Origin of the sequence: Solidesulfovibrio alcoholivorans DSM 5433 (assembly GCF_000702665.1) — a bacterium.
Taxonomy (GTDB): Bacteria; Desulfobacterota; Desulfovibrionia; order Desulfovibrionales; family Desulfovibrionaceae; genus Solidesulfovibrio; species Solidesulfovibrio alcoholivorans.
In genome coordinates this window covers 70,906-97,894 of the sequence record NZ_JNJA01000004.1, presented here as the reverse complement: position 1 = coordinate 97,894, position 26,989 = coordinate 70,906, and the positions used below count along the sequence as shown (strand labels likewise).

The following is a 26,989-nucleotide window of genomic DNA, read 5'->3' as shown; positions in this document are numbered from 1 at the left end:
ATACCATCTTCGCATCACGACTTACCCCCAGTGGCATGACTCTTGCCTAAGAGAGAGTCATCTTACTTTTGCAGCTGGAGGCATGACAAAATGCGTAAGATCGCTATCTACGGCAAGGGCGGCATCGGCAAGTCCACCACCACGCAGAACACCGTCGCGGGTCTCGCGGAAATGGGCAAGAAGGTCATGGTCGTCGGTTGCGACCCCAAGGCCGACTCCACCCGCCTGCTCCTGCACGGCCTGGCCCAGAAGACCGTCCTCGACACCCTGCGTGAGGAAGGCGAAGACGTCGATCTCGACGATATCCTCAAGGAAGGCTACGGCGGCACGATGTGCACCGAGTCCGGCGGCCCCGAGCCCGGCGTCGGCTGCGCCGGCCGCGGCATCATCACCTCCATCAACCTGCTCGAACAGCTCGGCGCCTACGAGGAAGAAAAGCACCTCGACTACGTCTTCTACGACGTCCTCGGCGACGTCGTCTGCGGCGGTTTCGCCATGCCCATCCGCGACGGCAAGGCCGAAGAGATCTACATCGTCTGTTCCGGCGAGATGATGGCCATGTACGCGGCCAACAACATCTGCAAGGGCATCGTGAAGTACGCCGACACCGGCGGCGTGCGCCTGGGCGGCATCATCTGCAACAGCCGCAAGGTCGACCAGGAAAAGGAAATGATCGAGGAACTGTGCCGGCAGCTCGGCACCCAGATGATCCACTTCATGCCTCGTGAAAACCAGGTGCAGCGCGCCGAGATCAACCGCAAGACCGTCATCGACTACTCGCCCGAGCACCCGCAGGCCGACGAATACCGCGCCCTGGCGAAAAAGATCGACGCCAACGACATGTTCGTCATCCCCAAGCCGATCGAGATCAACACCCTGGAAAAGCTGCTCATCGACTTCGGCATCTCCAACTAGGCTCGACCCTCGCAACCTTCCACCGCCATTGCGCACACGACTTTAAGGAGCTTCGACATGCAGACCATGGTGAGAGCCATCGTTCGTCCCGAGAAATGCGATGACGTCCTTGCAGCCCTGATGGATGCCGGCTTCCCGGCCGTGACCAAGTTCAACGTGGCCGGGCGCGGCAAGCAGCGCGGCATCAAGATCGGCGAGATCCAGTACGACGAGATTCCGAAAGTCATGTTGATCTGCGTCGTGGACGACAAGGACAAGGAATTCGTGGTCAAGACGATCATGGAAAGCGCGCGCACCGGCGCCAAGGGCGCCTTCGGCGACGGCAAAATCTTCATCAGCCCCGTGGACGAGATGTACACCATCTCCTCCGGTGTGAAGGAATCCTAAGGAGGGGCATCATGAAGGAGATCATGGCGGTTATCCGCATGAACAAGATGAACCAGACCAAGAAGGCCCTCGCCGATGCCGGCATCCCGGCCTTCGTGGCCCGCGAGGGCTACGGCCGCGGCAAGGGCCTGGTCAACCAGGCGGTGCTCGAAGGCGCGGCCGCCGGCAACGAGGAGGCTATCGCCCTGCTCGGCACCAAAGGCCGCCTCTACCCCAAGCGCATCATCTCCCTGGTGGTGCCCGACGACAAAGTGCAGCCGGCAGTGGATGTGCTGATTTCCGTCAACAAGACCGGCCAGGCCGGCGACGGCAAGATCTTCGTGATGCCCGTCTCCGATTCCATCCGTGTCCGGACCGGCGAAGAAGGCGACGCGGCCATCGTCTAGCGCGAGCGCGGCGGACGTCCCCGGACCGTTACAGAGCTAATGAGGTAGCATCGAGATGAGCACCAAGCCCACCAATGTCGAAGAGATCAAAAAGGAATTGATCGCCAGGATGCCCACCAAGGTCGCGCGCAAGCGGGCCAAGGCCATGACCCCGGGCGCCGAGGGCGGCGATATCCCTGAAATCCAGGCCAACGTCCGCACCATTCCGGGCATCATCACCCAGCGCGGCTGCACCTATGCCGGCTGCAAGGGCGTGGTCCTCGGGCCCTCCCGGGACATCGTCAACCTGACCCATGGCCCTATCGGCTGCGGCTTCTATTCCTGGCTCACCCGCCGCAACCAGACCGACGCCGGCCCCGACGGGGACAACTACATCCCCTATGCCTTCTCCACGGACATGACCGAGCACGACATCGTGTTCGGCGGCATGAAGAAGCTCGCCGCAGCCATCCAGGAAGCCTACGACAACTTCCATCCCCGGGCCGTTTCGATCTTCTCCACCTGCCCGGTGGGCCTGATCGGCGACGATATCCACGCCGTGGCCCGGCAGATGCAGGAAAAGCTCGGCATCACCGTCTTCGCCAACTCCTGCGAAGGCTACAAGGGCGTGTCCCAGTCCGCCGGCCACCACATCGCCAACAACCAGATCATGAAGCACATCATCGGCACCGATGACGAAACGCCTGTCGAGGGCAAGTTCAAGGTCAACATCCTCGGCGAGTACAACATCGGCGGCGACGCGTTCGAGATCGAGCGCATCCTGGAAAAGTGCGGCTTCACCCTGATCGCCACGTTTTCCGGCAACTCCACGGTGGATTCCTTCCGCATCGCCCACAAGGCCGACCTCAACACCGTCATGTGCCACCGTTCGCTCAACTACGTGGCCGAGATGATGGAAACCAAGTTCGGCATCCCCTGGATCAAGATCAACTTCATCGGTGCCGCGGCCACGGCCAAGTCGCTGCGCCGCATGGCCGCCTACTTCGAGGACCAGGAACTCATCGACCGCGTCGAGAAGGTCATCGAAGAGGAGATGCTCGAGGTCAAGAAGGTCGTGGACGAGGTCCGTCCGCGCACCGAAGGCAAGACCGCCATGCTCTTCGTCGGCGGCTCCCGCGCCCACCACTACCAGGAGCTCTTCGGCGAGCTCGGCATGGAGATCCTTGGCGCGGGCTACGAGTTCGCCCACCGCGACGACTACGAAGGCCGCCACGTGCTGCCCAACATCAAGGTCGACGCCGACTCCCGCAACATCGAGGAGTTGGAGATCGCGCCCGATCCGACCCGCTACCAGCCCCGCAAGACCCCCGAGCAGATCGAGGCGCTCAAGGCCAAGGGCCTGGAGTTCAAGGGCTATGAAGGCATGATCGGCGGGATGAAAAAGGACTCGATGATCATCGACGACATCAACCACTACGAGACCGAGAAGATCATCGAGATCATGAAGCCCGACATCTTCTGCGCCGGCATCAAGGAAAAGTACATCATCCAGAAGATGGGCGTGCCGCTCAAGCAGTTGCACAACTACGACATGGGCGGCCCCTACGCCGGCTTCAAGGGTGCCATCAACTGGTACCACGACATCGACCGTATGGTGAACACCAAGGTCTGGCAGCTGATGAAGGCCCCCTGGCAGACCGACGGTCCCGAACTCGAAGCCAGCTACGTGGCCCAGTAAGACCGCTTTTCACGAGAAAGGAATGCATCATGGCACTGCTTAGACACACCACCGGCGAGATCAAGGAACGCAAGGCGCTCACCGTCAACCCGGCCAAGACCTGCCAGCCCGTGGGCGCGATGTACGCCGCCCTCGGCGTCAAGGGCTGCTTCCCCCACAGCCACGGCTCCCAGGGATGCTGCGCCTACCACCGCTCGGCCCTGACCCGCCACTACAAGGAACCCGTGATCGCCGGCACCTCGTCGTTCACCGAAGGCTCCTCGGTCTTCGGCGGCCAGTCGAACCTGATCTCGGCCATCGACAACATCTTCACGGTGTACGATCCCGACGTCATCGCCATCCACACCACCTGCCTCTCCGAAACCATCGGCGACGACCTGCTCCAGATCTCGCAGAAGGCCAAGGACGACGGCAAGGTGCCGGAAGGCAAGTACATCGTCTACGCGAGCACCCCGAGCTACGTCGGCACCCACGTCACCGGCTACGCGAACATGGTCAAGGGCATCATCAAGGGCTTCGTCAAAAAGACCGGGACGCCCACGGGCAAGATCAACATCATCCCGGGCTTCTGCGAACCCTCGGACATGGCCGAGATGCGCCGTCTGGCCGCCATGATGGGCATCGAGATCGTCATGGCGCCCGACACCAACGGCGTGCTCAACGGCCCGCTCACCGGCCATTACGAGATGTATCCCAACGCCGGTGCCACGCCCGCGGACATCGCCACCATGGGCGACGCCAAGGCCAGCATCGGCCTGGGCCGCTGGGCCACCACCGACGCCGTCAACTACCTGGACTCCGAGTTCAAGGTCCCGGGCACCGTCCTCGGCCTGCCCATCGGCCTGCTCGCCACGGACCGCTACGTGGACGCCCTGCGCAAGATCTCCGGCAAGACCGTGCCCGAAGCCATCAACTTCGAACGCGGCCAGGTCGTGGACGTCATCTCCGACTACACCCAGTACCTCTATGGCAAGAAAGTCGCCATCGCCGGCGATCCGGACCAGGTGCTGGCGCTGGTGGAATTCTGCGTCACCCTGGGCATGATTCCGGCCTACACCGTCTCGGGCACCGCCGGGAAGTACTTTGAAGAGCGCATGACCGAGCTGCTCAAGGACGTGCCCTACGACTGCAAGTTCAAGAACGGCGAACAGGCCGACATGTACCTGCTGCACCAGTGGATCAAGAACGACCCGGTCGACCTGCTCATCGGCAACACCTACATGAAGTACATCGCCCGCGACGAGGACATCCCGCTCGTGCGCCACGGCTTCCCGATCCTCGACCGTGTGGGACACCAGTACTTCCCGTCCGTCGGCTACTCCGGCGCCCTGCGCCTCTTGGACAAGATCCTGGGCCTGCTCATGGATCGCCAGGACCGCGACGCCCCCGAAACCCGCTTCGAACTGCAGATGTAACCGGAACCGCAACATCAAGGGAGACGTGACGCATGGCCATCGAGAAGCCCAGGTACCTGATCAACGTCTGCGCGAGCTTTCGCGTCAAGGGCGAAGCCAAGGGCATCTGCCACAAGAAAGGCTCGCACAACCTCCTCGGCTACTTCGAGGAAGGCGTCCTCGACCGGGACATCGACGCCCGCATCGTCAGCACCGGTTGCATGAAGCAGTGCGAGGAAGGCCCGATCGTGGTGGTGATGCCCGAGAACTGGTGGTACCGCGGGGTCGACAGCGAGGACAAGGTGGACGACATCCTCGACGCTCTGGAAAAGGGCGAGCCCTGTGAGGACCACCTGCTGCCCTAACCGAACCGGTTCGCCAACCGCTTGGATGGACACCCATACAAAAGCCGCCCCGCTGTCACGGACCAGCGGGGCGGCTTCGTTTTTTTCCCCTTCGCCCGTTCCGGCTCAGATGCCGCCGCCGTCGGTGATGACAGCGCCGCCGGGATGCTGCTGGATCAGACGCGAATAGGGCGGCACGTCGGTCGTCACCCAGACGTTGCCGCCGATGACCGACCCCTTGCCTATGGTGACGCGGCCAAGCACGGTCGCGCCGGCGTAGACCGTCACATTGTCCTCCACGATGGGGTGGCGCGCGATGCCCTTGACGAGCTTGCCCTGCTCGTCCTTGGGGAAGCTCTTGGCCCCGAGCGTCACGCCCTGGTACAGGCGCACGCCGTCGCCGATGATGCAAGTCTCGCCGATGACCGTGCCCGTGCCGTGGTCGATGAAAAACCGCCGACCGATGGTCGCGCCGGGATGGATGTCGATGCCCGTGGCCGAATGGGCCATTTCGCTGATGATGCGCGGAATGAGGTCCACGCCGAGGCGGAAGAGTTCGTGGGCCACACGGTGGTGGGTGAGCGCCGTGAGGCTCGGGTAGCAGAAGATGGTCTCGCCGGGCGATCGCGAGGCCGGGTCGCCCTCGTAGGCGGCCTGGGCGTCCTCGGCGAGGCATTCGCGAATGTCCGGCAGACGCATGAGGAACTCGCCGGCAAGCGTTCTCGCCCGGTCCTCGCATTCCTGGCAGTTGCCCGCGCCGTTGAGTTCGCAGAAGAAGCAGTAGCCCCGCCGCACCTGGTCCGTGAGCAGCCGGTAGATGGCGTCGAGGTTGGCCCCGATGTGGAAGCGCATGTTTTCCGGGGTGATGTCGGAGTGGCCGAAATAGCCCGGAAAGATCACCGCACGCAGGCGCTGCATGAGCTCGGCGAGCACGGGAATCGCGGGCATGGGCTCGTCGTGCAGCGGGCGGTGGTAGACCTTCTCGTAGGAGGCCTCCGCGCACAGCATTTCCGCCACCCACTCCACGGGCGTATGCTTCCTGCCCCTGGGACGTCTGGTTTCGGACACGGCGCTCAGCCCTCCTCGGCGAAAAGCGGCGTGGACAGGTAGCGCTCGCCCGTGTCGCAGACGATGAAGACCACGATCTTGCCGGCGTTTTCCGGCCGCTTGGCGATCTCCAGCGCGGCGAAGGCGTTGGCCCCGGAGGAAATGCCGCACAGGATGCCCTCCTCGCGCAGGAGCCGGCGCGCCGTCACCAGGGCGTCCTCGTTTTTCACGGGAAAGACCTCGTCCACAATGCCCATGTCCAGCACCTCCGGCACGAACCCGGCCCCGATGCCCTGGATGGCGTGCATGCCGGGCTTGCCGCCGGAGAGCACCGGCGAGGAGGCCGGCTCCACGGCCACGGCCCGCACCGCGGGCTTTTTGGCCTTGAGCGCCCGGGCCACGCCCGTCAGCGTCCCGCCCGTGCCGACGCCGGCCACGAACACGTCCACCAGGCCGTCGGTGTCTTCCCAGATTTCCGGCCCCGTGGTGCGGGCATGGGCCTCGGGATTGGCCGGGTTGGAAAACTGCATGGGCATGAACGCCCCGGGCAGCTCGGCCACCAGCGCCTGCGCCTTTTCCACGGCCCCCTTCATGCCCTGGGCCGCCGGGGTCAGGACCAGCTCGGCCCCGAAGCCGCGCAACAGCGCCCGCCGCTCCACGCTCATGGATTCGGGCATGGTGAGCATGAGCTTGTAGCCGCGCACGGCGCACATGAACGCGAGCCCCACGCCCGTATTGCCCGAGGTCGGCTCGACGATAACCGCGCCCGGGGCGATTTTCCCCTCGCGTTCGGCGGCCCGGATCATGGCCACGCCGATACGGTCCTTGACCGACGAGCAGGGGTTGAAGGATTCGAGCTTGGCGGCGACCCGGGCCACGCAGCCCTCGGCCAGCCGGGTCAGCCAGACCATGGGCGTGGCCCCGACGAGTTCGGTCATATCGGCGGCGATGCGCATCGCGTTCTCCTTGGCGACGTTTTTCCGGCGCGGGCGCGGCGGCGCGTCCGGCCGGACGGGGGGGAACATAGCGCATTCGCGCGCCGGGCGCATCCCCGGGCAGGCGTCCCCATGCCGCTCCCGGCGCGGCATCGCCGCGGGGCTTGACGCCACGCGCGTTTTCAGTGACGTCATGCGCCGTCGGCGCGACGACGCCTCCCGCCGGCCCGTCCCGGGCCGACGTCGCAAACGGCCTGCCCGCGCGGAACCACCATGCGCTTCAAACCCGTCTTCTACACCTGCCTGATCCTCGCCGCCCTCGGCGCGGGGCTCTTTTTCGAAACCACGGAGCCGGGCAGACGCCTGGACGCCTGGACTTCCGACCTGTGGCACGTGCTCGCGGGCAAGCGCCGCGATCCGCAGCACGTCGCCGTGGCCCTGCTCGACGACGAGGCGCTCGCCGCCGAACCCGACCGGCCGCTGGTCTTCTGGGGGCCGCTTTACGCCAAGGTGCTGGCCGTGCTGCGCCAGGTCGGCGTGGCGGCCGTCGGCATGGACATCCAGCCGGCGCTGTCCCCGGTCACCTGGATGGACATGATCGGCGCCGAGGCCAGCCGCGACTTCGACCGGCAGTTCATGCTGGAACTGGTCAAGGGCAAAGTCATCCTGGCCGCGAGCGTGTCCACCGAATCCGGCGAGGCGGCCTTCAGCCTGCCGGCCACGGACTACCTGGTCGCCCTGCCCGGGCACGAGGCGGACCTCGGGCTCACCAACGTACCGCTCGACCGCGATGGCGTGGTGCGCCGCTTCGCCCCGGCGCTTTTCGCCGAGGGCGAGCCGCGCCTGTCCTTTGCCGCCGCCCTGGCGCGCAAGGCCGATCCCCACGCCCCGGGGCTCAAGGGGATCGACGCCACAAGCGCGCTCACCCCGCGCCCCATCCCCTTTTACGGGCCACCGGAGACGTTTCGGCACCTGAGCTTCGCCCGGCTGCTCGCCCCGGACGCGGCCAACGACCCCGAAGTGAAAGCCCTGGCCGGCAAGGTGGTCATCCTCGGCATCGACATCCACGGCGCGCACGACCGCCTGGCCTCGCCCTATTCCCTGCCGCTTTTCGGCACGCCCAAGGAATTCATGCCCGGGCCGGAAATCCACGCCAACATCGTGGAGGCGCTGCTTTCCGGGCGCGCCCTGTCCGTGGTCGGCAAGGGTTTCGCCGCGGCGGGCTGGCTGCCGTTCCTGGGGCTTTGCGCCCTGGCCTGCGCGCGGCTGCATCCCGGGCCGTCGGCCCTGGCCGCGCTCGGCTGCATGCTGCTCTCCTTCGGCCTTGGCTACCTGCTGTTCCTGCGCGGCTGGCTCTTCCCCCTGGCCGGCTGCGAGCTGGGCACGGCGCTCATCTGGGCCGGGGCCAACGCCGTGCGCCTGACGCGCGGCGAACGGGAAAAGGCCCACATCCGCCACGCCTTCGGCAAATACGTGTCCGAGGCGGCCATCGCCGGCATCCTGGAAAGCGGCCAGCCGCCCGCGCCGGGCGGGTCCCTGGCCACGGTCACGATCCTGTTCTCGGATATCCGCAATTTCACGACATTAAGTGAAAAGCTCTCGGCGCAGGAAGTGGTCGAACTCTTAAACGCCTATTTTTCCAAGGTCTGCGACATCATCCTCGCCCACGGCGGCATGATCGACAAATTCATCGGCGACGCGGTGATGGCCGTGTTCGGCGCGCCCCTGGCCGATCCCCATCATGCCCGGCAGGCCCTGGCCACGGCCCTTGGCATGGTTGATGCCGCTAAGGAATTCGAGGGCTGGATGCGCAGGCGCTTCCCCAAACTCGGCGACTGGGAATTCCGCATCGGCGTGGGCCTGCATGCGGGCCCGGCGGTCGTCGGCAACATCGGCTCCCGCCAGCGCCTGGATTTTACCGTCATCGGCGACACCGTCAACACGGCCTCGCGCCTGGAAGGCTTCACCAAGGTCATGGGCGCGCCGGTGGTGGCCAGCCGGACCGTGGTGGACATGGCCGGACCGGGCGTGGCAACAGGCAGAAGCGAAAACGCCCGGGTCAAGGGCAAGAGCGAACCCGTGCCGGCCCTGGAGATCCTCGGCATATCCGATTCGAAGTAAAAAAGGAGCGGTCATGAAACGGTTTGCATTCCTTCTCGGCATCTTCCTCGCCGCGACCGCATGGGCCGGCCCGGCCCTGGCCGAGGCCCCGCGCCTGGTCTGCCTCGTCGCGGCCCTGTCCGGGCAGGCGACGCTGTCCCCGGCCGACGGCGGGAAAAAGCCCCTGGAAGTCTTCACGCGGCTGCGCGAAGGCGAACGCATCGACCTCGCCCGCGGGGCCGAAGCCCAGCTCGCCTTTCTCCAGAAGGGCGTGCGCGAGACCTGGACCGGACCGGCCACGGTGGTCATCACCGCCGCCGGCGGCCAGAGCGCGGACAGCGCCGCGCCGCCCGCCGTGGAAAAGCTGCCGCTTCGCGCCCGCCCTGCCGGCGGCGCGGCCTCGTCGATTTTAAGCGAAGCCGGCGAACAGGCCACGGCACAGGTGAAGACCCGCGAGGTGGCCGTGCCCGAGGACAAGACTCTCAGCGACGAGGAACGGGCGGAACTCGCCGCCGTGGAGGAGCAGGTCGCGGCGATGCGCCAGGCGGCCGCGCCCGGCGACGTCTCGCCGGACATCGTGCTGCTGGAAGAACTTTCCCGCCTGGGACAGCAGCGCCGCGTGGGCGAGGAACTGCGCCGCCTGCGCGAGGCCCATCCCGACAACGCCGCCCTGGCCGCCTGGGGCGAGCACCAATAGCAACGCCTTGCCCCCGGCGACGGCATGTCGCCGGGGGCAAATGCAGGCAACACGCGCCGCGCGCCGACGAGGCGCACACGACGGGACTACGGCCCTGTCTTGGCGAAAAAAGGCGGGAAGGGAATCGGTCGCGGCGGGTCTAGCGCCCGGCCGCCAGGGTGCGGCGGCAGGAACGCAGCATGAGTTCCTGCAGGATCACGCGTTCGTATTCCACGGAATGGTCGTTTTCGGTTTCGTCGTCTTCCACGAGCATACGCTCAAGATACTGGGTTTCTTCCCAGAAATCGAGCAGCTCGTCGTCGCCGAGATTCTTGATCTGGTCTTCCAGGGGAAACTGGCCGGCATTGGGGAAAAACTGGCCCATGGGGCGGGACTCCTTGCGCGCACGAGGCGTTTTTGCCGTGTAAACGGCGCGGGAGGTTTTGGCAATCCCTATTTTCCGACCTGGCCGGCCGGGTCCGCGTCCGGGGCCTGACTTATGGCCGCAGGCGGAACGCCGGAAACGAGAAGACGCTCCTCGGGCGAAGTCATGCGCACGAGGCCGTTGACCACCGCACCTTCCTCGATGACGATGGCCGGGGCCACGAGGTTGCCGTCGAGGTTCGAGCGCTTGTGCAGCGTGACGCGCCGGGTCGCCTCCACGTCGCCGACGATGCTGCCGTTGGCCACGAGTTCGGCCACCCGGATGGTGCCCTCGACATGGCCCTGCTCGCCGAGCACGAGCACGCCGTCGGAAACGATGTCGCCGATGACGCCGCCGTCGATGCGCACGACCCCCTGGAACCGGAACTGGCCGTGGTACTGCGTGCCCGCGCCGAGAAACGCGGTGATGGCGTCATGGCGCGGCTTTCTCTTGGTGTTGCGTCCGAACATGGGTGCGTAGTTCCTCAAGCGGGCTTGCGGGGCCGAAGCGCCGTGCCGGCGGGGTCGCGCCTCACGGATGCTTCTGGCGGTTAATCGCGATGTTGAGCTCGATGAGTCGGGCGTTGATCTGCTGGATGCGCGCGAGGTTGTCCCCGTACTGCTCCATGAGCGCGCGCTTTTCCTCTTCCAACTGATACCGCTCCACTTCCTCGGCGCTCGCCCCGGAGCCGGGCACGGGACTCATCGTTTGCGGCATGGTCGGGGGGACGGCCTGTTTCCGGCAGCCCGCGCCCGAAACCGGGACGAGCAGGACCAGGCAGGCGCAGGCGATGGCGTAGCGTCTCATGGCGTTCCCTTTTCGCCTTGATAGCAAAGCTTCGGCCGGCTGTCCCGCGAAAAGCGGGACGCCCCTCCCCGGGGCACGGCCCTGGCCGCAGGCCGCCCGCCTCAGTCGTCGCCGCCGGCGGCTGCGGCGGCCAGGGCCGTCGGGTCGTCGCAGCCACCGACGATGCGCACTTCGCGTTGCGGGAAAGGAATCTCGATGCCCTCCTCGCGGAAGCGCCGGTTGAGATCGAAGCGGATGTTCGATTCCGTTTCCATGCCGAAGGACACGTTCTCCACCCAGACCATGAGCAGAAAATCGAGGGAGCTGTCGCCAAAGGCCGAGAACTGCACCACGGGCTGGGGATTGCGCAGCACATGGGGCTGGGCCTTGGCCACCTCCAGCAGGATGTCGCGGACCTTGTCCGTATCCGTGCCGTAGGCCACGCCCACGCTGATGTCCCGGCGCATGGTCGGGTCGCGGTGGGTCCAGTTGATGAGCTTGCCGGAAATGAGGTCGGAGTTGGGCACGAACAGCGTGGCGTTCTGGAAGGTGCGCACCACGGTGTTGCGGATGTTGACCTTGGACACCTTGCCCCAGGTGCTGTCGATCTGGATGGTGTCGCCGGCCTGGATGGAACGGCCGAAGAGCAGGATGAGGCCGGCGATGAAGTTGTTGACGATGTTTTGCAAGCCGAAGCCGATGCCCACGGACAGGCCGCCGGCGATCACGGCCAGGCTCGTGAAGGAAAAGCCGAGCATGAAAAGCGAAACCAGGGTGTAGACGCCCCAGAGCAGATACTGCGACGTGGTCTCCAGCACGTCGCACACCCCGGTGTCGATGCCCGGGCTGCGGCGCGGCAGGTCCCGCAGGAAGGTGCGCACAAAAAAAAGCAGGGAACGGGTCACGAAAAAGCCCGTCAGAATGAGCGCCAGCCGCCCCAGGGTGAGGTTCAGGGTGCCTACGGTCACGGTGAAGGACACAGCCGTTACGAACATGTCCGGCCCGCCGAGCTCCGTGGAGAACCAGTAGAGGACTATGAAGAAAAGCGACAAGGAAATCAGGGGATAGCCCAGGCTCGTGGCCAGAGCCCGCGTGACCACGGACGCCCCCTTGTCCTCGGCCCCGGCCTGCCAGCGGGTCAGGAAGCCGGCCAGGGCGAGCCCGGTCTGCAACGCGGCGAGCAGCAAAAACCAGCCGGACAGGCACAGAAACGACAGGTGCTGCCAGCCCAGGACCGCGGTCAGGCACAACACGAGGACGAGCGGCGGCGTGACGCGCCTTATGGCGAAAGCCACGAGCCCGGTCGCACTCGTCTTGCCGCGCCGCGAGGACTGGAAGAAAACAAGCAGGAAGGCCAGCCAGATCGCGGTCATGGCCGGTTCGGGCGGATCGGCGATCTGGAGCGCGAGCCCCAGGCAGAAAAGCAGCCACAGCGCGCGCAGCGGATTGGGCGGAATCTTCTCCACGTCGGTCTCGGCAAAGCGCAGCAGCCAGGAAAAAACGGCCAGCGCCGCGGCCAGCAACATCTCCGAGAAGGCGTTGAGCACTTCCTGCATCAAAAGCGGCGCGTCCGCCGAGACCCAGCGCGCAATGAGGCTAAGCCCCACGAGCAGCCAGACGCGGTGCGCCCGCTTGACGAAGAGGCTGCCCGGAAAGCGTTTGCGCAGCCGCAGGCAGGCCACGGCGTCAGCGGCGAGCAGCAGCACGAGGCCCACGCCGAAGCGGATCATCGAGGACAGGGCGCGCTGGCTGTCCGTGCCCTTGAAGATCGAGGCCGCCATGGAGCCGTTGGAACGCAGCCACAGCAGCGCCTGGTCCGGCAGGCCGAGCCAGGTCTTGACCGCGAAAATCTCGGCCGAGGGCGTGAAGTAGTATTGCTTCCAGGCCTGCGGGATGCGCTTTTTGAGCGCCTCCTCGCTTTGCCCGAGGGACTCCAGGAAATCCTTGGCCGGGCCGAGTTCCTTGTTGAGGGCGGTGCGCACGGAATTGAGGCTCGCCCCCACGCCCTTGATGTAGCGCAGGTAGTAGTTGATGGCGTCGGCGATGGGCGGCTCGGGATCGTCGTCCAGGCGCTTGGCGAAATCCTCCTTGAGGGAGTCCAGACGCGTGGCGATCTTGTCGAGTTCCTCGCGGCTGTCCTGGAAAGGGGCCATGAGCGTGTCCACGGCCCGGCGCAGGCGCGCCATGTCGCTTAAAACGGCGCGCATCTCCCAGGGGTTGCCACCGGAAAGGCTCATGATCAGGTTGAGCTCGTCGAGCTTGCCCGCCAGGGCGGAAAGCTCCGCGCGGAAGCGGCGCACGTTTTTAGGCAACAGCCCTTCCATGGACTTAAACCGCGCGGCCTGCTGCACCAGCGACTCCTGGTGGATCGACAGCAGCACCTGCCAGTCCTTGGGCGCGTCGGCCTCGGCGGGTGCATCGGCCTTCGGCTTTTCGGGCTGCGCCTTGGCGGCGGGTTTATCCGCTTTGGCCGGGGCATCGGATTTCGCCGGCTTGTCGGCCTTGGCGGGCGCATCGGCCTTGGCGGGCGCATCGGCCTTGGCCGACGCATCAGTCTTGGCGGGCGCGTCAACCTTGGCCGGAGCCTCGTCCTTGGCCGACTTGTCGGTTTGAGCAGGCGCGGCGGCGGCGGGCGCGGCCGGGGACTGGGCGGGACTGGGGGCTGCGGCGCACAGGCAAAGCCAGCAGGCCAGCCCGCAAACGAGCAGGGCAGTGCGAAGGGGCATGGGGCGACCGGGGTTGGGGTTAGGGACGCGCGGCGCGTTTTTCCATGGGCGTGTAGGCATGGCGCTTGCGGCCGGTGTAGATCTGCCGCGGCCGGTGGATGCGCTGGTCGGGGGACTGCGTCTCCTCCTTCCAATGGGCGATCCAGCCGGGCATGTTGCCGATGGCCGTGATGACCGGAAACATGTTGGGCGGAAAGTTGATGGCCCGCAGCAACAGGCTCGAATAAAAATTGGTATTGGGCAGCAAGTGGCGCGAGGCGAAGTACTCCTCAGAGCCGGCGCGTTCCTCGATCTCCTGGGCGATGTCGTGGAAGGCATCGCGCTTGGCGTAGCCCGTGGCGATGAGTTTTTCGTAGGTGGCCTTGATGATGCGGGCGCGCGGGTCCTCGACATGGAAGACCCGCTGGCCGAAGCCCATGAGCCGGCCCGAACGGGACTTGGCCGCCTCGATGATGCGCGTCACGGTGGTGCGCCCGGCCACCACGTCCTCGAACATGCGGATGGCCGCCGAGCTGGCCCCGCCGTGGTGGCGGCCCCAGAGGGCGCAGATGCCCGCGGAGACCGAGGCGAACAGGTTGGCCTGGCTCGAGCCCACCATGCGCACCGTGGCGCACGACGTGTCGAGCGCCTGGTCGGCGTGGCACATCATGAAGATGCTGAGCGCCCTAACGACCGGGTCCGGGGCCTCGTAGATCCAAAACGGCACCGAAAACATCATGTGCAGGAAGTTGCGGCAGTAATCCAGGTTCGGATTGGGGTAGTTGAGCGGCATGCCCTGGGATTTGCGGAAGCTGAAGGCGGCGATGGTGCGCACCTTGCTCATGATCTTGGCCGCGGCCAGGCGGAAGTCGTTCTGGGAGCTGATGTCGTAGAGCTCGGGGTAATAGCTGCCCATGGCGTTGATCATGGCCGAGAGGATGGCCATGGGGTGGCCGTTGGGCGGAAAGCCGTCGAGATGGCTCAAAAGGTCTTCGTGGAGGAGTTCCTGGTCGCGCAGCATGACGCGGAAGGCCTCGCGCTCGGCCCTGGTCGGCAGTTCGCCGAACATGACGAGCATGGCCGTCTCCACGAAGGTGGATTTCTGCGTGAGCTCGTCGAGGTCGTAGCCACGGTAGAGCACCACGCCCTTTTCGCCGTCGATATGGGTGATGGCGCTTTTGCACACGGCCGTATTGGCATAGCCGGGATCGACGGTGATCCAGCCGGTCTGGGCGCGCAGCTTGCGCACGTCCAGGGCTTTTTCGACATGATCGCCATTTATCACGGGGAGTTCGATGCTTTTGCCGTCGTAGGAAATGGTGGCGGTCTCGGGTGGGGTCATGCGGCTTCCTTTTCTTGAGTAAGGAGTTCTTTTATCCCGGGCGAAACGCCCTGTAAAGCCGCGCCGGGACCGGGGGCTTGACCCTCGCGGGAACGGGCGTAAGTTCACGCCCCGCCCGTAAGGAGGTTTTTCGTGGATGCCTTTCTGTTTATCCCCTGCCTCGTGGCCCATGTCCTGCCCCGGGTGGGCGAGGCCACGGCCAGGGCGCTTTCCCGCGCCGGCGTGACGCCGCGGCTGCCCTCCGGGCAGACCTGCTGCGGCCAGTTCGCCTACAAGCGCGGCCTGCCGGACGCAGTCAGGCCCCTGGCCCGGCGCTTCGTGGAGATTTTCGAGGACGCCCCGGCCGTGGTCGGGCCGTCGGCCTCGTGCGTGGCCATGGTGCGGCGCTATCCGGAACTTTTCGCCGCGGACGACCCCTTTCGCGGCCGTGCCGCGCGCGTGGCCCAAAAGACCTACGAACTCGGCGAGTTCCTGGTCGATGTCCTGGACTGTCCCGAACTCGGGGCGTCCCTGCCGCTGCGGGCGACGCTGCACGCCTCCTGCCAGAGCGCGCGGGTGCTGGGTGTGGGGAGCCACACCGAACGCCTGCTCGCCGGGGTTGCGGGCCTGGAACTCGTGCCCCTGCCCCATCCCGAGCGCTGCTGCGGTTTCGGCGGCGGGTTCAGCATCGACTACCCGGAAGTGAGCCAGGCGATTCTCGACAAGAAGATCGAGGACATCCTGGAAACCGGAGCCCAGGCCGTGATCACCGCCGAACCGAGCTGCCTGCTCAACATCAGTTCGGCCCTGGCCAAGCGCGGCGCGGCGGTGCGCCCCCTGCACCTGGCCGAAGTGCTCGCGGGGGAAGCGGCATGAGCGCGTACAAGAAGCACGATTTCCGCGAGGCGTCGTCCAAGGCCCTGGCCGACCGCGAGTCCCGCGCCATCCTGGACAAGGCCATCCACCACATCGACCTGTTGCGCGAGCGTTCGGTCAACGCCATGCCCGATTTCACCGAACGCCGGGCCCGGGCCGTGGCCGTGCGCGAAAAGACCCTGGCGACGCTGCCCGACCTGCTCGAAAAGCTGGAAAAAAGCGTGCGCGCGGCCGGGGGCACGGTCCATTACGCCGAGGACGCGCCCCAGGCGGCCGCCATCGTCACGGACGTCCTCACGGCCAGCGGCGCGAAGCTCGTGGTCAAGGGCAAGTCCATGGTCAGCGAGGAGATCGGGCTCAACGACGCCCTGGCCGCCGCCGGCATCACCGCCGTGGAGACGGACCTCGGCGAATACATCATCCAGCTCGCCGGCCAGAAGCCCTCGCACATCCTGGCCCCGGCCCTGCACGTGTCCAAGGAGCAGGTCGCGGCGCTTTTCGCGGCGAAATTCGGCCGCACGAGCAGCGACATCCCGGAGATGACGCGCATCGCCCGCGACAGCTTGCGGGAGAAATTCCTCGCCGCCGACGCCGGCATCACCGGCTGCAACATCGCCATCGCCGCGACCGGCACGGTCACGGTGCTCGAAAACGAGGGGAACATCCGCTTCTCCGCTTCCTGCCCGCCCGTGCACGTGGCGCTCATGACGCTCGAAAAGGTGGTGGAGACGCTCGCCGACGCGGCCGCCATCCTCGACATCCTGCCGCCCTCGGCCACGGGGCAGACGCTGCCCGTGCACCTGTCCTTTTTTACCGGCGCGCGCCGCGACGGCGAATGCGACGGCCCCAGGGAAATGCATCTGGTCATCCTGGACAACGGCCGCTCGGCCGTGCTCGGCGACCCGGTGCTGCGCGACATACTGCGCTGCATCCGCTGCGGTGCCTGCTTAAACGTCTGCCCGGTCTACCAGGCCGTCGGCGGCCACGCCTACGGCGGCGTCTACCCCGGCCCCATGGGCTCGGTGCTTTCGTGTGTCCTCACCGGTGCCGCCGGCGACCCGCGCCAGCCGTTTGCCTGCACCCACTGCGCCGCCTGCGCCGCGGCCTGCCCGGCCGGCATCGACCACCCCGCCCTGCTCCAGGAACTGCGCCGCCGGCTGGCCGCCGCGACCCCGGACCCCGCGGCCAAGGCCTTCGCCGCCCTGGCGCGCCATCCCTGGCTGTTCGACGGCGCGGCCGCCGTGGCCCGCACCGTGGACCCCACGTTGTCCAAAACAGCCAGGCTCGCGCCGGATTCGCCCGTGGGGCGGTTCCTGCGCGGCCGGCGCTTCCCGGGCTTCGTCCGGCCCTTCGCCCGGCGCTTCCGCGCGGCGCGCGGCGGCAAGACGCAGGGAGGCCGGTCATGAACGCGTGCGCGAAAATGGCGATTCTCGGGCGGCTGCGCGCCGCCGTGCATGGGGCCGGCCCGTCCGGTTTCCCCCGGCGCGCCACGGCATTGCCCCTGCGCCGGGCCGACGCCGCGGCGGCGGATTTCAACGTCTTCGCCAAGGCGCTGACCGCCCTTGGCCCGACGTTCGAGTTGGCGAAAACCCCGGAAGAGGCTCGGGCAGCCCTCATTGGGACCATGGCCCGGCACGGCGTCAAGACCGCCGTGGCCTGGGAGCATGCCGACCTAACAGCCGTCGGCGCGGTGGCCGCCATCGAAGGCGCGGGCGCGACGGTCCTTGCCCCGGCGGACCTGCCCGAGCGGGCCTGTCCGGGACTGGCCGCGGTGGACATGGGCATCACCGGCGCGGCCTACGCCCTGGGCGCGACGGGCAGCCTGATCCTGACGGCCGGGCCGACCATGCCGCGCTGCGCGGCGCTGGTGCCGCGCCTGCACGTGGCCCTCGTGGCGCGCTCGCGCCTTCTGCCCGACCTGCCGGCCCTCGCCGACCGCCTCGCCGGCGCGCCCATGCCGAGCGCGGTCAACTGCGTGACCGGCGTCTCCAGCACGGGCGACATCGAATTCGTCTATGTGCGCGGCGTGCACGGCCCGCTTTCCGTCCACGTCATCGGCCTCGACTGGCTCTAGCCGCCAGGGCGCAGCCCTGCGGCGCGCCGCTTCCCGCAACATCACCTGCCATGAAAACCCTGCCGGCCTCCCGGCCGGCAGGGCAAACGCGCCCATGCCAGCGGAGAGCGTTGGCGTGGGTGCTCTTTCCCCCAAAAAAAGAGGGCGGTTGCCCGCCCTCCATGGAATCCGTGAGAAACCGGACGCCTAGACTTTGGGAGCCGGGCGGCCGATGCAGAAGTAGACCATGCCGAGGTCGGCCAGCAGCTGCGGGGAGTAGAGGTTGCGGCCGTCGAAGATCAACGGGGCCTTGAGCATCTTCTTGATGCGGCCGAAATCCGGGTTGCGGAACTGGTTCCACTCCGTGACCACGGCCAGGCAGTCGGCCTTTTCCAGGGCCGCGTACTGCTCGTCCACGACGGTCAGCAGGTCGTTGCCCTTGAAGGCCTCGCGGGTGTTGGGACCGGCGACCGGGTCGAAGGCCACGATCTTCATGCCCTTGCCCGTCAGGTCCTTGATGAGCTCGAACGAGGAAGCCTCGCGCACGTCGTCGGTGTTGGCCTTGAACGCCAGGCCCCAAAGCGCCAGCGTCTTGCCCTTCACGCCGCCCTGCGGCTCGAAGTAGGCGTCGATCTTCTTCGCCAGGGTGTGCTTCTGGCGCTTGTTGACCTCGTCCACGGCAGCCAGCAGCTCGGGCTCGAACTTGTACTGGCGGGAGGTGTCGATGAGCGCCTTGACGTCCTTGGGGAAGCACGATCCGCCGTAGCCCATGCCCGGGTAGATGAACTGGTAGCCGATGCGGCTGTCCGAACCGATGCCCATGCGCACTTCGCGCACGTCGGCCCCGACCCGCTCGCAGATGTTGGCGACTTCGTTGATGAACGAAATCTTGGTGGCCAGCATGCAGTTGGCGGCGTACTTGGTCATCTCGGCCGAGCGCACGCCCATGACGATGACCTTCTCGCGGTTGCGGGCATAGGGCGCGTACAGGGCCTTCAGGAGCTCGCCCGTGCGCACGTTGTCCGTGCCGACCACCACCCGGTCGGGCTTGAAGAAATCGTTGATCGCGTCGCCTTCCTTGAGGAACTCGGGGTTGGAAACCACGTCGAATTCGATGGCTTCGCCACGCTTTTTCAACTCCTCGCCGATCAGCCTGCGCACTTCGTCGGCGGTGCCGACGGGCACGGTGGATTTGTCCACCACGATCTTGTAATCGGTCATACCGGCGCCGATGTCCCGGGCCACCTGGTAGACGAAGGACAGGTCGCAGGAGCCGTCCTCACGGGGGGGCGTGCCGACGGTGATGAACACGAACAGCGCGTTCTCCATGCCCTCGGCCACCTTGGTGGTGAAGCGCAGACGGCCTTCGGCCACGTTGCGCTTGACCAGTTCATCGAGTCCCGGCTCGTAGATGTGGATCTTGCCCTGACGCAGATTCTCGACGATGGTGGGGTTGATGTCCACGCAGCAGACGTCGTTACCCATTTCGGCGAAGCAGGCGGCGCTCACCAGACCAACATAACCGGTGCCTACGATACAAAGATTCATAAACGTGTTCTCGTTGTTAGGGTTTTTTCCCCGGGCTGCGGAGGGCTTGTCCGGGGAGGGGGCATGCATCGCCGTAGGCGGCCTTGCCCCGTCATCGACAGGTGGAATCGCACTTACGGATTGGTCGGACGTTTGTCAACAATCCCGTCTGTTCCCGGCCCCGTTGCCTCCAATTTGTAAAAGGAATACCGTATAAAGACGTTCTCAAAGGAGTCCGTCATGCCCCTACTTGCGGTCAACGTCGATCATGTGGCCACCGTCCGCCAGGCACGCCTCGCCGCCAGCCCCGACCCCGTGGCCGCCGCCGCCATGGCCGAACTGGCCGGCGCGCGCGCCATCATCGTCCATCTGCGCGAGGACCGCCGCCATATCCAGGACCGCGATGTCCGCCTCCTGCGACAAACCGTGAAAACCCGCCTGCACCTGGAAATGGCCGCCACCGACGAAATGCGCGGCATCGCCCTGGAACTTCGGCCCCACATGGTCTGCCTCGTGCCCGAAAAACGCCAGGAACTCACCACCGAAGGCGGCCTCGGCGTCGCCGGCCGCGAAGAGGAACTCGGCGAATTCGTCGCCGCCCTCAAAACCGCCGGCATCCCCACTTCGCTTTTCATCGACCCCGAACCCGCCCAGATCGAAGCCGCCGTCGCCACCGGCGCGGCCTACGTCGAACTGCACACCGGCGCATACTCCGACGCCGCCACCGCCTTCGCCCGGCAAACCGAACTCAAACGCCTGCTCGCCGCCATCCCCATGGCCCGCCAGGCCGGCCTCGGCGTCAACCTGGGCCACGGCCTCGACTACGACAATATATACGCCTTCGCCCACGTCAGCGGCATCAGCGAATACTCCATCGGCCACAGCATCATCGCTCGCGCCATCATGACCGGCATCAGCGAAGCCGTCACAACCATGGCCGGCATCATCGCCGGATTCCCCGACTAGAGTTGCGTCCCCTTAAAAGATACGTCATTTTTTTAAAAAACTAATTATACCAAGATGTTGTCCGCAAAACGAGTATACCCTCTTTTGTGGACACGACATGAGGAATCCCCGCCATGATCCTGGGCCTGGGCCTGGACCTCGTGGAACTGCCGCGCATCGCCGCAAGCCTCGAACGCTTCGGCGACCGCTTCCTCGACCGCATCCTCACCCCGGCCGAACGCGCCACCCTGCCGCCACATCCCCTCAATCGCGTGGCCGGCCTCTTCGCCGCCAAGGAAGCCGCCAGCAAAGCCCTCGGCACCGGCTTCGCACAAGGCATCACCTTCCGGCACCTCGAAATCCTCCCCGACCCCCTCGGCCGCCCCACCCTCACCCTCCACGGCCCCGCCGAGCAACGCGCCCAAACCCTCGGCGCCACCTCTTGGCACGTCACCATCACCCACGAACGCACCACCGCAGCAGCCGTCGTCGTACTGGAACAGGCCAGCGGATGCGGGAAATGGCGGAAGAGGAAAAAAGCATAAATGAAGAACATCCAAATAATCGATGGTGCCATAAATTGTACTTATGACATTTTTTCAGCGACAGAATCTGAATTCAGGGCTATTTTTCCAAATGACACCGACATAGAATTCAACGATGAGCTCTATGAAAGACTTGGAGAAAGACTTTCAGCAGAAATTTTTTCAAAAATTTGGTCCCGCAAAATCAACAAGAAAGTGTGCCATGGAATCCATGGCACAATATTTTACGGGATACCAGAAAAGAAAAAATTCTATCCGACCAGAAAAGAAAACGAGATGATCGATCATATTATCGAGTAGAGCTGGCAGCAATTACATTCAGCCCACTTAAATTTAACATTATCTCAACAAGGAAACAAGCATGTTACTTGATTCCTGTTATTTTGACCCCCTCCCCACCCCTGCCGAAATCGCCGCCTGGGATGCGGCGAGCGTGGCCGAGTGCGGCATGTCGTTCCTCGCGCTGATGGAAAACGCCAGCCGCGAGGCGATGCATGCGCTTGTTGGCGAAGTGGGCGACGTGCGCGGCGCGTCGGTGTTGTTGCTGGCCGGTCCCGGCAACAACGGCGGCGACGCGGTGGCTTTGGCGCGGCATCTGGCCGGGCGCGGCGCGCAGGTGCGCATTGCGCTGGCGCGGCCGCGCGGGCGATACAAGGGCGCGGCCGGGTACAACGCCAGGCTTGCGGCGAAGCTCGCGCTGCCCATGCTGCCGCTTACGCGGGTGGATTGGAGGGACGTGCCGGACATCGTGGTGGACGGGCTGCTCGGCACGGGGTTTTCCGGGGAGTTGCGCCCGGAGCTTGTTCGCGTGGTGGAGGCGGTCAACGAACTGCCCGACAGGGCGTATGTGTTTGCGCTGGACATTCCGTCGGGCCTTTCCGGGGCGACGGGCAGGCCGTCGCCAGTGGCGGTGCGGGCGAGGGCGACGGTGACGTTCGAGGCGGCCAAGACCGGGCTCGCGGCGGCCGAGGCCGCGCCGTACGTGGGAAAGCTGCTCGTGCGCGAGATCGGCATTCCGCCGGTGGTCAAGGAGCGTCATCCCTGCCGGGCGCATCGCATCGCCCCGGGCATTTTGCAGGCGCTGGGGCCGGTGTCGCCTGTACTGCATAAGGGCAGCGCCGGACGCGTGGTGGTGGTCGGCGGCAGCCGGGGACTGACCGGTGCGCCGCTTCTGGCGGCGCTCGGGGCGCTGCGCAGCGGCGCGGGACTGGTGAGCGTCGCCTGTCCGGGCGCGGCCGAGGTGGCGCTCAAAGCCGGTTTTCCGGACGTGATGACCATGCCCATGGGCACGGCCGGCCATTTCGGTGCGGCCGAGGCCGAAGCGGTGCGGAATTTCTGCAAGGGAGCCGGGGCCGTGGCCCTGGGGCCGGGGCTTGGCCGGCACGGGGACACGGGGGATTTTCTCGACGCCCTGCTGCCCCTGCCCTGCCGGCTGGTGCTCGACGCCGACGGCCTGTATTTCCTGGCGCAGCGCCCGGAACTTGCCGCGAAGATTTCCGCCGAGACGGTCATCACGCCGCACCCCGGCGAAGCGGCGCGGCTTTTGGGCGCGTCCATTCCCGAAGTGGAAGCGGACAGGCTGGAAAGCGCCCGTGCGCTTGCCGCGAAGTACGGCTGCGTCGCCGTGCTCAAGGGGCCGGCCACGGTGGTTGCCGCGCCGGACGGCACGGCGGCGGTGTCGCCGGTCATCGCCCCCAACCTGGCCGTGGGCGGCTCGGGCGACGTGCTTTCGGGGCTTGCCGCCGCGCTTTTGGCGGGTCCCCATACCCCCTTGCTTGCCGCCTGCCTTGCGGTGTATTGGCATGGGCTCGGCGGCGCGCGCCTTGCCGCCGCCTACCCCAGACGGGGCAATCTGGCATCGGAAATCGCCGACATGCTGCCCCGGGCGATCACGGAGTGACCATGCTCAAAGCCAAGGACGTGATGACCAAAAACGTCGTCACCATCGCCGAGGACACGGAAATAAGCGTCGCGGCCAAGCTCTTGTTCGACGAAGGCTACAACGGCGTGCCCGTGCTCGACGCTTCCGGCGCGCTCACCGGCATCCTCTGCCAGGCCGACCTCGTGGCGCAGCAGAAGAAGCTGTCCCTGCCCTCGGTCTTTTCCCTGCTCGACGGGTTCATTCCCCTGGGCTCCATGAAGGACCTGGACCGGGAAGTGGAAAAGATGTCGGCCCTGACCGCCGCCCATGCCATGACGCGGCATCCCACCGTCGTTTCGCCGGAGACCGACATCGACGAGGTCGCCTCGCTCATGACCGACAAGGGGTTCCACACCGTGCCGGTGGTCGATGCCGGCAAGGTGGTCGGCATCATCGGCATGCGCGACATCCTGGGCACGCTTCTGGAAAAGAAGTAGCCCGGCCCGATGGACCCGAGCCAATCTCTTTTCCTGACGCTCCCGGACGAAGCGTCCACCCTGGCCTTGGGCCGCGCCCTGGCGAAGGTCGCGGTTTCGTCGCAAACGCGTGTCGCGCTGCTCTTGCGCGGCGGCCTCGGTTCGGGCAAAACCACGCTGGTCCGGGGACTGGCCGGGGAATTGCCCGGCGGCGGGGACGCGGAAGTCGCGAGCCCGAGTTTCAATATCGTCAATATCTACCCCACACGGCCGGAGATCCGCCACGTGGACCTGTACCGGATTCCCGGCGGCGACCCTTGCGTCGAGGAGCATCTGGAATCCGGGGCCGCGGGCGAGGCCCTGGTGATCGTGGAGTGGGCCGAATACCTGCCTGCCCTGGCCCTGCCCGCCGACCGGCTGGAGATCGACTGGGAGCCGGCCGCGACCGGCCGGCGCTGCCGGGTAGCGGGAATCGGCGCGCGGGGGCGGGCCGCCCTGGCTGCACTGGCCGGCGCCCTGCCGGCTTGCGGCTTGTGACGTCGGACCGGGACGGTTCGCCCGGTCGCCTTATCTGGAGGAACCCATCATGCGGATTATGGTGCAGAAATACGGCGGCACGTCGGTCAAGGGGCTGGAGCGCATGCGCCTGGTCCTCGACCGCGTGCGCAAGTCCCACGCCCTGGGCTACAAGATGGTGGTGGCCCTTTCGGCCATGTCCGGCGAGACCAACAGGCTGCTCGCCCAGGCCAGGGAGTTTTCCCATAACCCCGACCCGGCCGAACTCGACGTGCTGGTGACCACGGGCGAACAGGCCTCTGTCGCGCTTTTCACCATGCTCGCCAAGGAGGCGGGCCTGCGCGCCCGCTCGCTGCTCGGGCACCAGATTCCCATCACCACCAATTCCAATTTCACCCGGGCCCGGATCATGGAGATCGACGCGGCGCGGATCAAGGCCATGCTGGAGGACTACGACCTGCTGGTGGTCGCGGGCTTCCAGGGCGTGGACTGCCACGGCCGCGTGACGACCCTTGGCCGCGGCGGCTCCGACACCACGGGTGTGGCCCTGGCCGCCGCCCTGGATGCCGAGGTCTGCGAGATCTACACCGACGTCAACGGCGTCTACACCACCGATCCCAACCTCTGCCGCACCGCGCGCAAGCTCGACCGCATCACCTACGACGAGATGCTCGAGCTCTCCAGCCAGGGAGCCAAGGTCCTGCAGATCCGCTCTGTGGAATTCGCCAAGAAATTCAATGTGCCGGTCCGGGTCCGCTCGACCTTCAGCGACGATCCGGGCACGCTGGTCACTTCGGAGGATACGGAAATGGAAGACGTCCTGGTTTCGGGAATCGCCTACGACAAGGACCAGTGCCGCATCACGGTCAGAAACGTCATGGACCGCCCCGGCGTGGCCGCGGCCATCTTCGGCCCCATCGCCGAAGCCGGCATCATCGTGGACATGATCATCCAGAACACCGGGCGCGACGGCCGCACGGACATGACCTTCACCATTTCCCGCGCCAACCTCGACACGACCATGTCCATCCTGGACAAGCTGCGCCCGGACATCGGGGCCGAGGAGATCCAGCACGACGTGCACGTGTGCAAGGTCTCGGTCATCGGCGTGGGCATGCGCAGCCATTCGGGCGTGGCCTCGACGATGTTCACGCTGCTCAAAAAAGAGAACATCAATATCCTCATGATTTCCACTTCCGAGATTAAGATTACCTGCCTGATCGAGGAAAAGTATCTCGAACTGGCGGTGCGCACCCTGCACGACGCCTTCGGCCTGTCCGAAGCGCCGACCAAGGCCTGCGCCTAGGCGGATTTTCTTCCGCCTGCATGCAACCCGCGCCCGCGCCGCGACGGCATCCGTCGCAGCGCGGGCAACCCCAGGCCCCGGCCGCATCCTCACCAAGGCGGCCCGGCGGCGCTCCAGGACACATCATGGCACGCGTGCTTTGCTACGATACGACCCTTCGCGACGGCACCCAGGCCGAGGACATCAACCTCACCACCGAGGACAAGCTGCGCATCGCGCTCAAGCTCGACGAGTTGGGCCTGGCCTACATCGAGGGCGGCTGGCCGGGATCGAACCCCACGGACAAGCGCTTTTTCCAGGAAATCCAGAACTACAGCCTGAAGACCGCGAGCATCGCCGCCTTCGGCAGCACCCACAACCATCGCGGCACGGCCGAAGCCGACCCCAACCTCAAGGCGCTCGTGGAATCCGGCGCGCCCGTGGCCACCATTTTCGGCAAAAGCTGGAACATCCACGTCACCGAGGCCCTGGGCACGACCCTGCCGCGCAACCTCGACCTCGTGGGCGATTCCCTGCGCTTCCTGCGCCGGCATTTCCGGGAGCTCTTCTTCGATGCCGAGCACTTTTTCGACGGCTACAGGGCCGACCCCGATTACGCCCTGGCGGTGCTCAAGCGCGCCCACGAGGCCGGAGCCGACGTGCTGGTCCTTTGCGACACCAACGGCGGCACCCTGCCCTCGGACTTCCGGGCGATCATGGCCGCGGCCATTGCCGCGCTGCCCGATGCGCGCTTCGGCGTCCACGCCCACAACGACTCGGGCGTGGCCGTGGCCAACTCCATCGAGGGCGTGGAACTCGGGGCCGTGCAGGTGCAGGGCACCATCAACGGCTACGGCGAGCGCTGCGGCAACGCCAACCTCTGCTCCATCATCCCCTCGCTCGTGCTCAAGCGTGGCCTCGACTGCCTGCCCGAGGGCAAGCTCGCGCTCCTCACGCCCACGGCGCATTTCGTCTCGGAGATGGTCAACCAGCAGCCGCCCTCCAACCAGCCCTACGTCGGCAGCGGAGCGTTCGCGCACAAGGGGGGCGTGCACGTCTCGGCCGTGGTGAAAAACCCGCTGACCTACGAGCACATCACGCCCGAGGCCGTGGGCAACGAGCGCCGGGTGCTGCTGTCCGACCTCTCGGGCCAGAGCAACATCCTCTACAAGGCGCGGGAATTCGGCTTCGAGCTGGACAAGAACGATCCCTTCGTGCTCGAACTCCTCACCACCATCAAGGAACGCGAGGCGCTCGGCTACGAATACACCGCGGCCGAGGCCTCCTACGAGCTGCTCCTCAACCGCGTGCTCGGCCGGGCGCGCAGTTATTTCACCGTCACGCGTTACCGGGTGCTCGACGACAACGCCTACGAGTGCATGGAGCCCCTGACCGAAGCCACGGTGATGATCAAGGTGGGCGGCCGGGTCAAGCACACCGCGGCCACGGGGCGCGGCCCCATAAACGCCCTGGACAAGTCCATCCGCAAGGCCCTGCGCGGCTTTTATCCGCGCCTGGCCGAGATGCGCCTGCTCGACTTCAAGGTCCGTGTGCTCTCCGGCACCGCCGCGGACGAGAACTGCGGCAAGGGCGGCTGCGGCACGGCCTCCCACGTGCGCGTGCTCGTGGAATCCGGCGACACCCAGAAACGCTGGGTGACGGTGGGCGTGTCGCACAACGTCATCGAGGCGAGCTTCCAGGCCATGGAAGACGCCATCAACTACAAGCTCTTCAGCGACGACAAGGAAAAGCTGACCAAGGCCCTCAGGGGATAGCGAAATCGAGGCCCGGGACCGCCGGCGGCGCG

The 26,989-nt window shown here is 66.1% G+C and carries 27 protein-coding genes; 19 read left to right on the top strand and 8 right to left on the bottom strand.

Annotated features, from left to right (window positions below):
• Positions 1 to 90 precede the first annotated feature (90 nt).
• Genes nifH through Q368_RS0108860 form a run of 6 tightly spaced genes read left to right on the top strand, consistent with a single transcriptional unit; the run spans position 91 to position 5,125 of the window.
• Positions 91 to 915, top strand: a complete 825-nt coding sequence (gene nifH / locus Q368_RS0108885; protein WP_029458715.1) for a nitrogenase iron protein — start codon at positions 91 to 93, stop codon at positions 913 to 915.
• Between the two features lie 57 nt (positions 916 to 972).
• Positions 973 to 1,302 carry a P-II family nitrogen regulator gene (locus Q368_RS0108880; protein WP_029458714.1) on the top strand — a complete coding sequence of 110 codons (330 nt, stop codon included), beginning with the start codon at positions 973 to 975 and terminating at the stop codon, positions 1,300 to 1,302.
• Positions 1,303 to 1,313: 11 nt separating this feature from the next.
• Entirely contained in the window at positions 1,314 to 1,688 is a 375-nt protein-coding gene (locus Q368_RS0108875; RefSeq protein WP_029458713.1) for a P-II family nitrogen regulator, read from the top strand.
• A 55-nt stretch (positions 1,689 to 1,743) separates the two neighbouring features.
• Positions 1,744 to 3,366 (top strand): nitrogenase molybdenum-iron protein alpha chain, encoded by a 1,623-nt coding sequence (gene nifD, locus Q368_RS0108870; protein ID WP_029458712.1) that lies wholly within the window; start codon positions 1,744 to 1,746, stop codon positions 3,364 to 3,366.
• A 29-nt stretch (positions 3,367 to 3,395) separates the two neighbouring features.
• On the top strand, positions 3,396 to 4,781 hold the full coding sequence (gene nifK / locus Q368_RS0108865) for a nitrogenase molybdenum-iron protein subunit beta (protein WP_029458711.1): 1,386 nt from the start codon (positions 3,396 to 3,398) through the stop codon (positions 4,779 to 4,781).
• A gap of 32 nt (positions 4,782 to 4,813) precedes the next feature.
• On the top strand, positions 4,814 to 5,125 hold the full coding sequence (locus Q368_RS0108860) for a (2Fe-2S) ferredoxin domain-containing protein (protein ID WP_029458710.1): 312 nt from the start codon (positions 4,814 to 4,816) through the stop codon (positions 5,123 to 5,125).
• Positions 5,126 to 5,230: 105 nt separating this feature from the next.
• On the opposite strand, the gene epsC is transcribed toward Q368_RS0108860, so the two are convergent.
• Together epsC and cysK are read right to left on the bottom strand one after the other, a co-directional pair.
• On the bottom strand, positions 5,231 to 6,112 hold the full coding sequence (epsC, locus tag Q368_RS0108855; RefSeq protein ID WP_084158733.1) for a serine O-acetyltransferase EpsC: 882 nt from the start codon (positions 6,110 to 6,112) through the stop codon (positions 5,231 to 5,233).
• Positions 6,113 to 6,177: 65 nt separating this feature from the next.
• Positions 6,178 to 7,107 carry a cysteine synthase A gene (gene cysK, locus Q368_RS0108850; protein ID WP_029458708.1) on the bottom strand — a complete coding sequence of 310 codons (930 nt, stop codon included), beginning with the start codon at positions 7,105 to 7,107 and terminating at the stop codon, positions 6,178 to 6,180.
• Between the two features lie 252 nt (positions 7,108 to 7,359).
• On the opposite strand from cysK, the gene Q368_RS0108845 reads away from it, so the two are divergent.
• Positions 7,360 to 9,207, top strand: coding sequence for an adenylate/guanylate cyclase domain-containing protein (locus tag Q368_RS0108845; protein ID WP_029458707.1), 1,848 nt, complete (start codon positions 7,360 to 7,362; stop codon positions 9,205 to 9,207).
• A 13-nt stretch (positions 9,208 to 9,220) separates the two neighbouring features.
• Entirely contained in the window at positions 9,221 to 9,883 is a 663-nt protein-coding gene (locus Q368_RS0108840) for a FecR family protein (RefSeq protein ID WP_029458706.1), read from the top strand.
• 139 nt (positions 9,884 to 10,022) lie between these two features.
• On the opposite strand, the gene Q368_RS0108835 is transcribed toward Q368_RS0108840, so the two are convergent.
• From Q368_RS0108835 to Q368_RS0108815, 5 genes are all read right to left on the bottom strand, one after another.
• Complete coding sequence (locus Q368_RS0108835) at positions 10,023 to 10,247, bottom strand: hypothetical protein (RefSeq protein WP_029458705.1); 225 nt, start codon at positions 10,245 to 10,247, stop codon at positions 10,023 to 10,025.
• 68 nt (positions 10,248 to 10,315) lie between these two features.
• Positions 10,316 to 10,756: a bactofilin family protein gene (locus Q368_RS0108830; protein ID WP_052360086.1), complete on the bottom strand. Its 441-nt coding sequence runs from the start codon at positions 10,754 to 10,756 to the stop codon at positions 10,316 to 10,318.
• 61 nt (positions 10,757 to 10,817) lie between these two features.
• Positions 10,818 to 11,093, bottom strand: coding sequence for a hypothetical protein (locus tag Q368_RS0108825; RefSeq protein WP_029458703.1), 276 nt, complete (start codon positions 11,091 to 11,093; stop codon positions 10,818 to 10,820).
• A gap of 101 nt (positions 11,094 to 11,194) precedes the next feature.
• Entirely contained in the window at positions 11,195 to 13,798 is a 2,604-nt protein-coding gene (locus Q368_RS0108820) for a mechanosensitive ion channel family protein (RefSeq protein WP_029458702.1), read from the bottom strand.
• Between the two features lie 19 nt (positions 13,799 to 13,817).
• The gene (locus tag Q368_RS0108815) at positions 13,818 to 15,119 is read right to left on the bottom strand and encodes a citrate/2-methylcitrate synthase (protein WP_029458701.1); all 1,302 of its coding nucleotides are present in this window, start codon (positions 15,117 to 15,119) and stop codon (positions 13,818 to 13,820) included.
• Between the two features lie 132 nt (positions 15,120 to 15,251).
• On the opposite strand from Q368_RS0108815, the gene Q368_RS0108810 reads away from it, so the two are divergent.
• From Q368_RS0108810 to Q368_RS0108800, 3 genes are read left to right on the top strand one after another with little or no spacing between them, the layout of a single operon-like run.
• Positions 15,252 to 15,974 carry a (Fe-S)-binding protein gene (locus Q368_RS0108810; protein ID WP_029458700.1) on the top strand — a complete coding sequence of 241 codons (723 nt, stop codon included), beginning with the start codon at positions 15,252 to 15,254 and terminating at the stop codon, positions 15,972 to 15,974.
• Positions 15,971 to 17,380, top strand: a complete 1,410-nt coding sequence (locus Q368_RS0108805) for an LUD domain-containing protein (RefSeq protein ID WP_029458699.1) — start codon at positions 15,971 to 15,973, stop codon at positions 17,378 to 17,380. Before Q368_RS0108810 ends, Q368_RS0108805 begins: the two co-directional genes overlap by 4 nt.
• Complete coding sequence (locus tag Q368_RS0108800) at positions 17,377 to 18,048, top strand: LutC/YkgG family protein (protein ID WP_029458698.1); 672 nt, start codon at positions 17,377 to 17,379, stop codon at positions 18,046 to 18,048. The genes Q368_RS0108805 and Q368_RS0108800 overlap by 4 nt, the downstream gene beginning before the upstream one ends.
• Positions 18,049 to 18,234: 186 nt before the next feature.
• On the opposite strand, the gene Q368_RS0108795 is transcribed toward Q368_RS0108800, so the two are convergent.
• Positions 18,235 to 19,575 carry a UDP-glucose dehydrogenase family protein gene (locus Q368_RS0108795; protein WP_029458697.1) on the bottom strand — a complete coding sequence of 447 codons (1,341 nt, stop codon included), beginning with the start codon at positions 19,573 to 19,575 and terminating at the stop codon, positions 18,235 to 18,237.
• A gap of 219 nt (positions 19,576 to 19,794) precedes the next feature.
• On the opposite strand from Q368_RS0108795, the gene Q368_RS0108790 reads away from it, so the two are divergent.
• The 8 genes from Q368_RS0108790 (at position 19,795) to cimA (ending at position 26,957) form a co-directional block, all read left to right on the top strand.
• Positions 19,795 to 20,520 carry a pyridoxine 5'-phosphate synthase gene (locus tag Q368_RS0108790; protein WP_029458696.1) on the top strand — a complete coding sequence of 242 codons (726 nt, stop codon included), beginning with the start codon at positions 19,795 to 19,797 and terminating at the stop codon, positions 20,518 to 20,520.
• 113 nt (positions 20,521 to 20,633) lie between these two features.
• Positions 20,634 to 21,044 carry a holo-[acyl-carrier-protein] synthase gene (locus Q368_RS0108785; RefSeq protein ID WP_052360085.1) on the top strand — a complete coding sequence of 137 codons (411 nt, stop codon included), beginning with the start codon at positions 20,634 to 20,636 and terminating at the stop codon, positions 21,042 to 21,044.
• Positions 21,045 to 21,344, top strand: coding sequence for a hypothetical protein (locus tag Q368_RS24485; protein WP_084158722.1), 300 nt, complete (start codon positions 21,045 to 21,047; stop codon positions 21,342 to 21,344). It begins immediately after the preceding gene.
• 61 nt (positions 21,345 to 21,405) lie between these two features.
• Positions 21,406 to 22,944, top strand: coding sequence for a bifunctional ADP-dependent NAD(P)H-hydrate dehydratase/NAD(P)H-hydrate epimerase (locus tag Q368_RS0108780; RefSeq protein ID WP_029458694.1), 1,539 nt, complete (start codon positions 21,406 to 21,408; stop codon positions 22,942 to 22,944).
• A gap of 2 nt (positions 22,945 to 22,946) precedes the next feature.
• A complete protein-coding gene (locus tag Q368_RS0108775) occupies positions 22,947 to 23,402 on the top strand; it encodes a CBS domain-containing protein (RefSeq protein WP_029458693.1) in 456 nt (151 codons plus the stop codon).
• A 9-nt stretch (positions 23,403 to 23,411) separates the two neighbouring features.
• Positions 23,412 to 23,918, top strand: coding sequence for a tRNA (adenosine(37)-N6)-threonylcarbamoyltransferase complex ATPase subunit type 1 TsaE (gene tsaE, locus Q368_RS0108770; RefSeq protein ID WP_029458692.1), 507 nt, complete (start codon positions 23,412 to 23,414; stop codon positions 23,916 to 23,918).
• Between the two features lie 49 nt (positions 23,919 to 23,967).
• On the top strand, positions 23,968 to 25,203 hold the full coding sequence (locus Q368_RS0108765; RefSeq protein WP_029458691.1) for an aspartate kinase: 1,236 nt from the start codon (positions 23,968 to 23,970) through the stop codon (positions 25,201 to 25,203).
• Between the two features lie 125 nt (positions 25,204 to 25,328).
• Positions 25,329 to 26,957, top strand: coding sequence for a citramalate synthase (cimA, locus tag Q368_RS0108760; protein WP_029458690.1), 1,629 nt, complete (start codon positions 25,329 to 25,331; stop codon positions 26,955 to 26,957).
• The last annotated feature ends 32 nt before the right edge of the window (positions 26,958 to 26,989 follow it).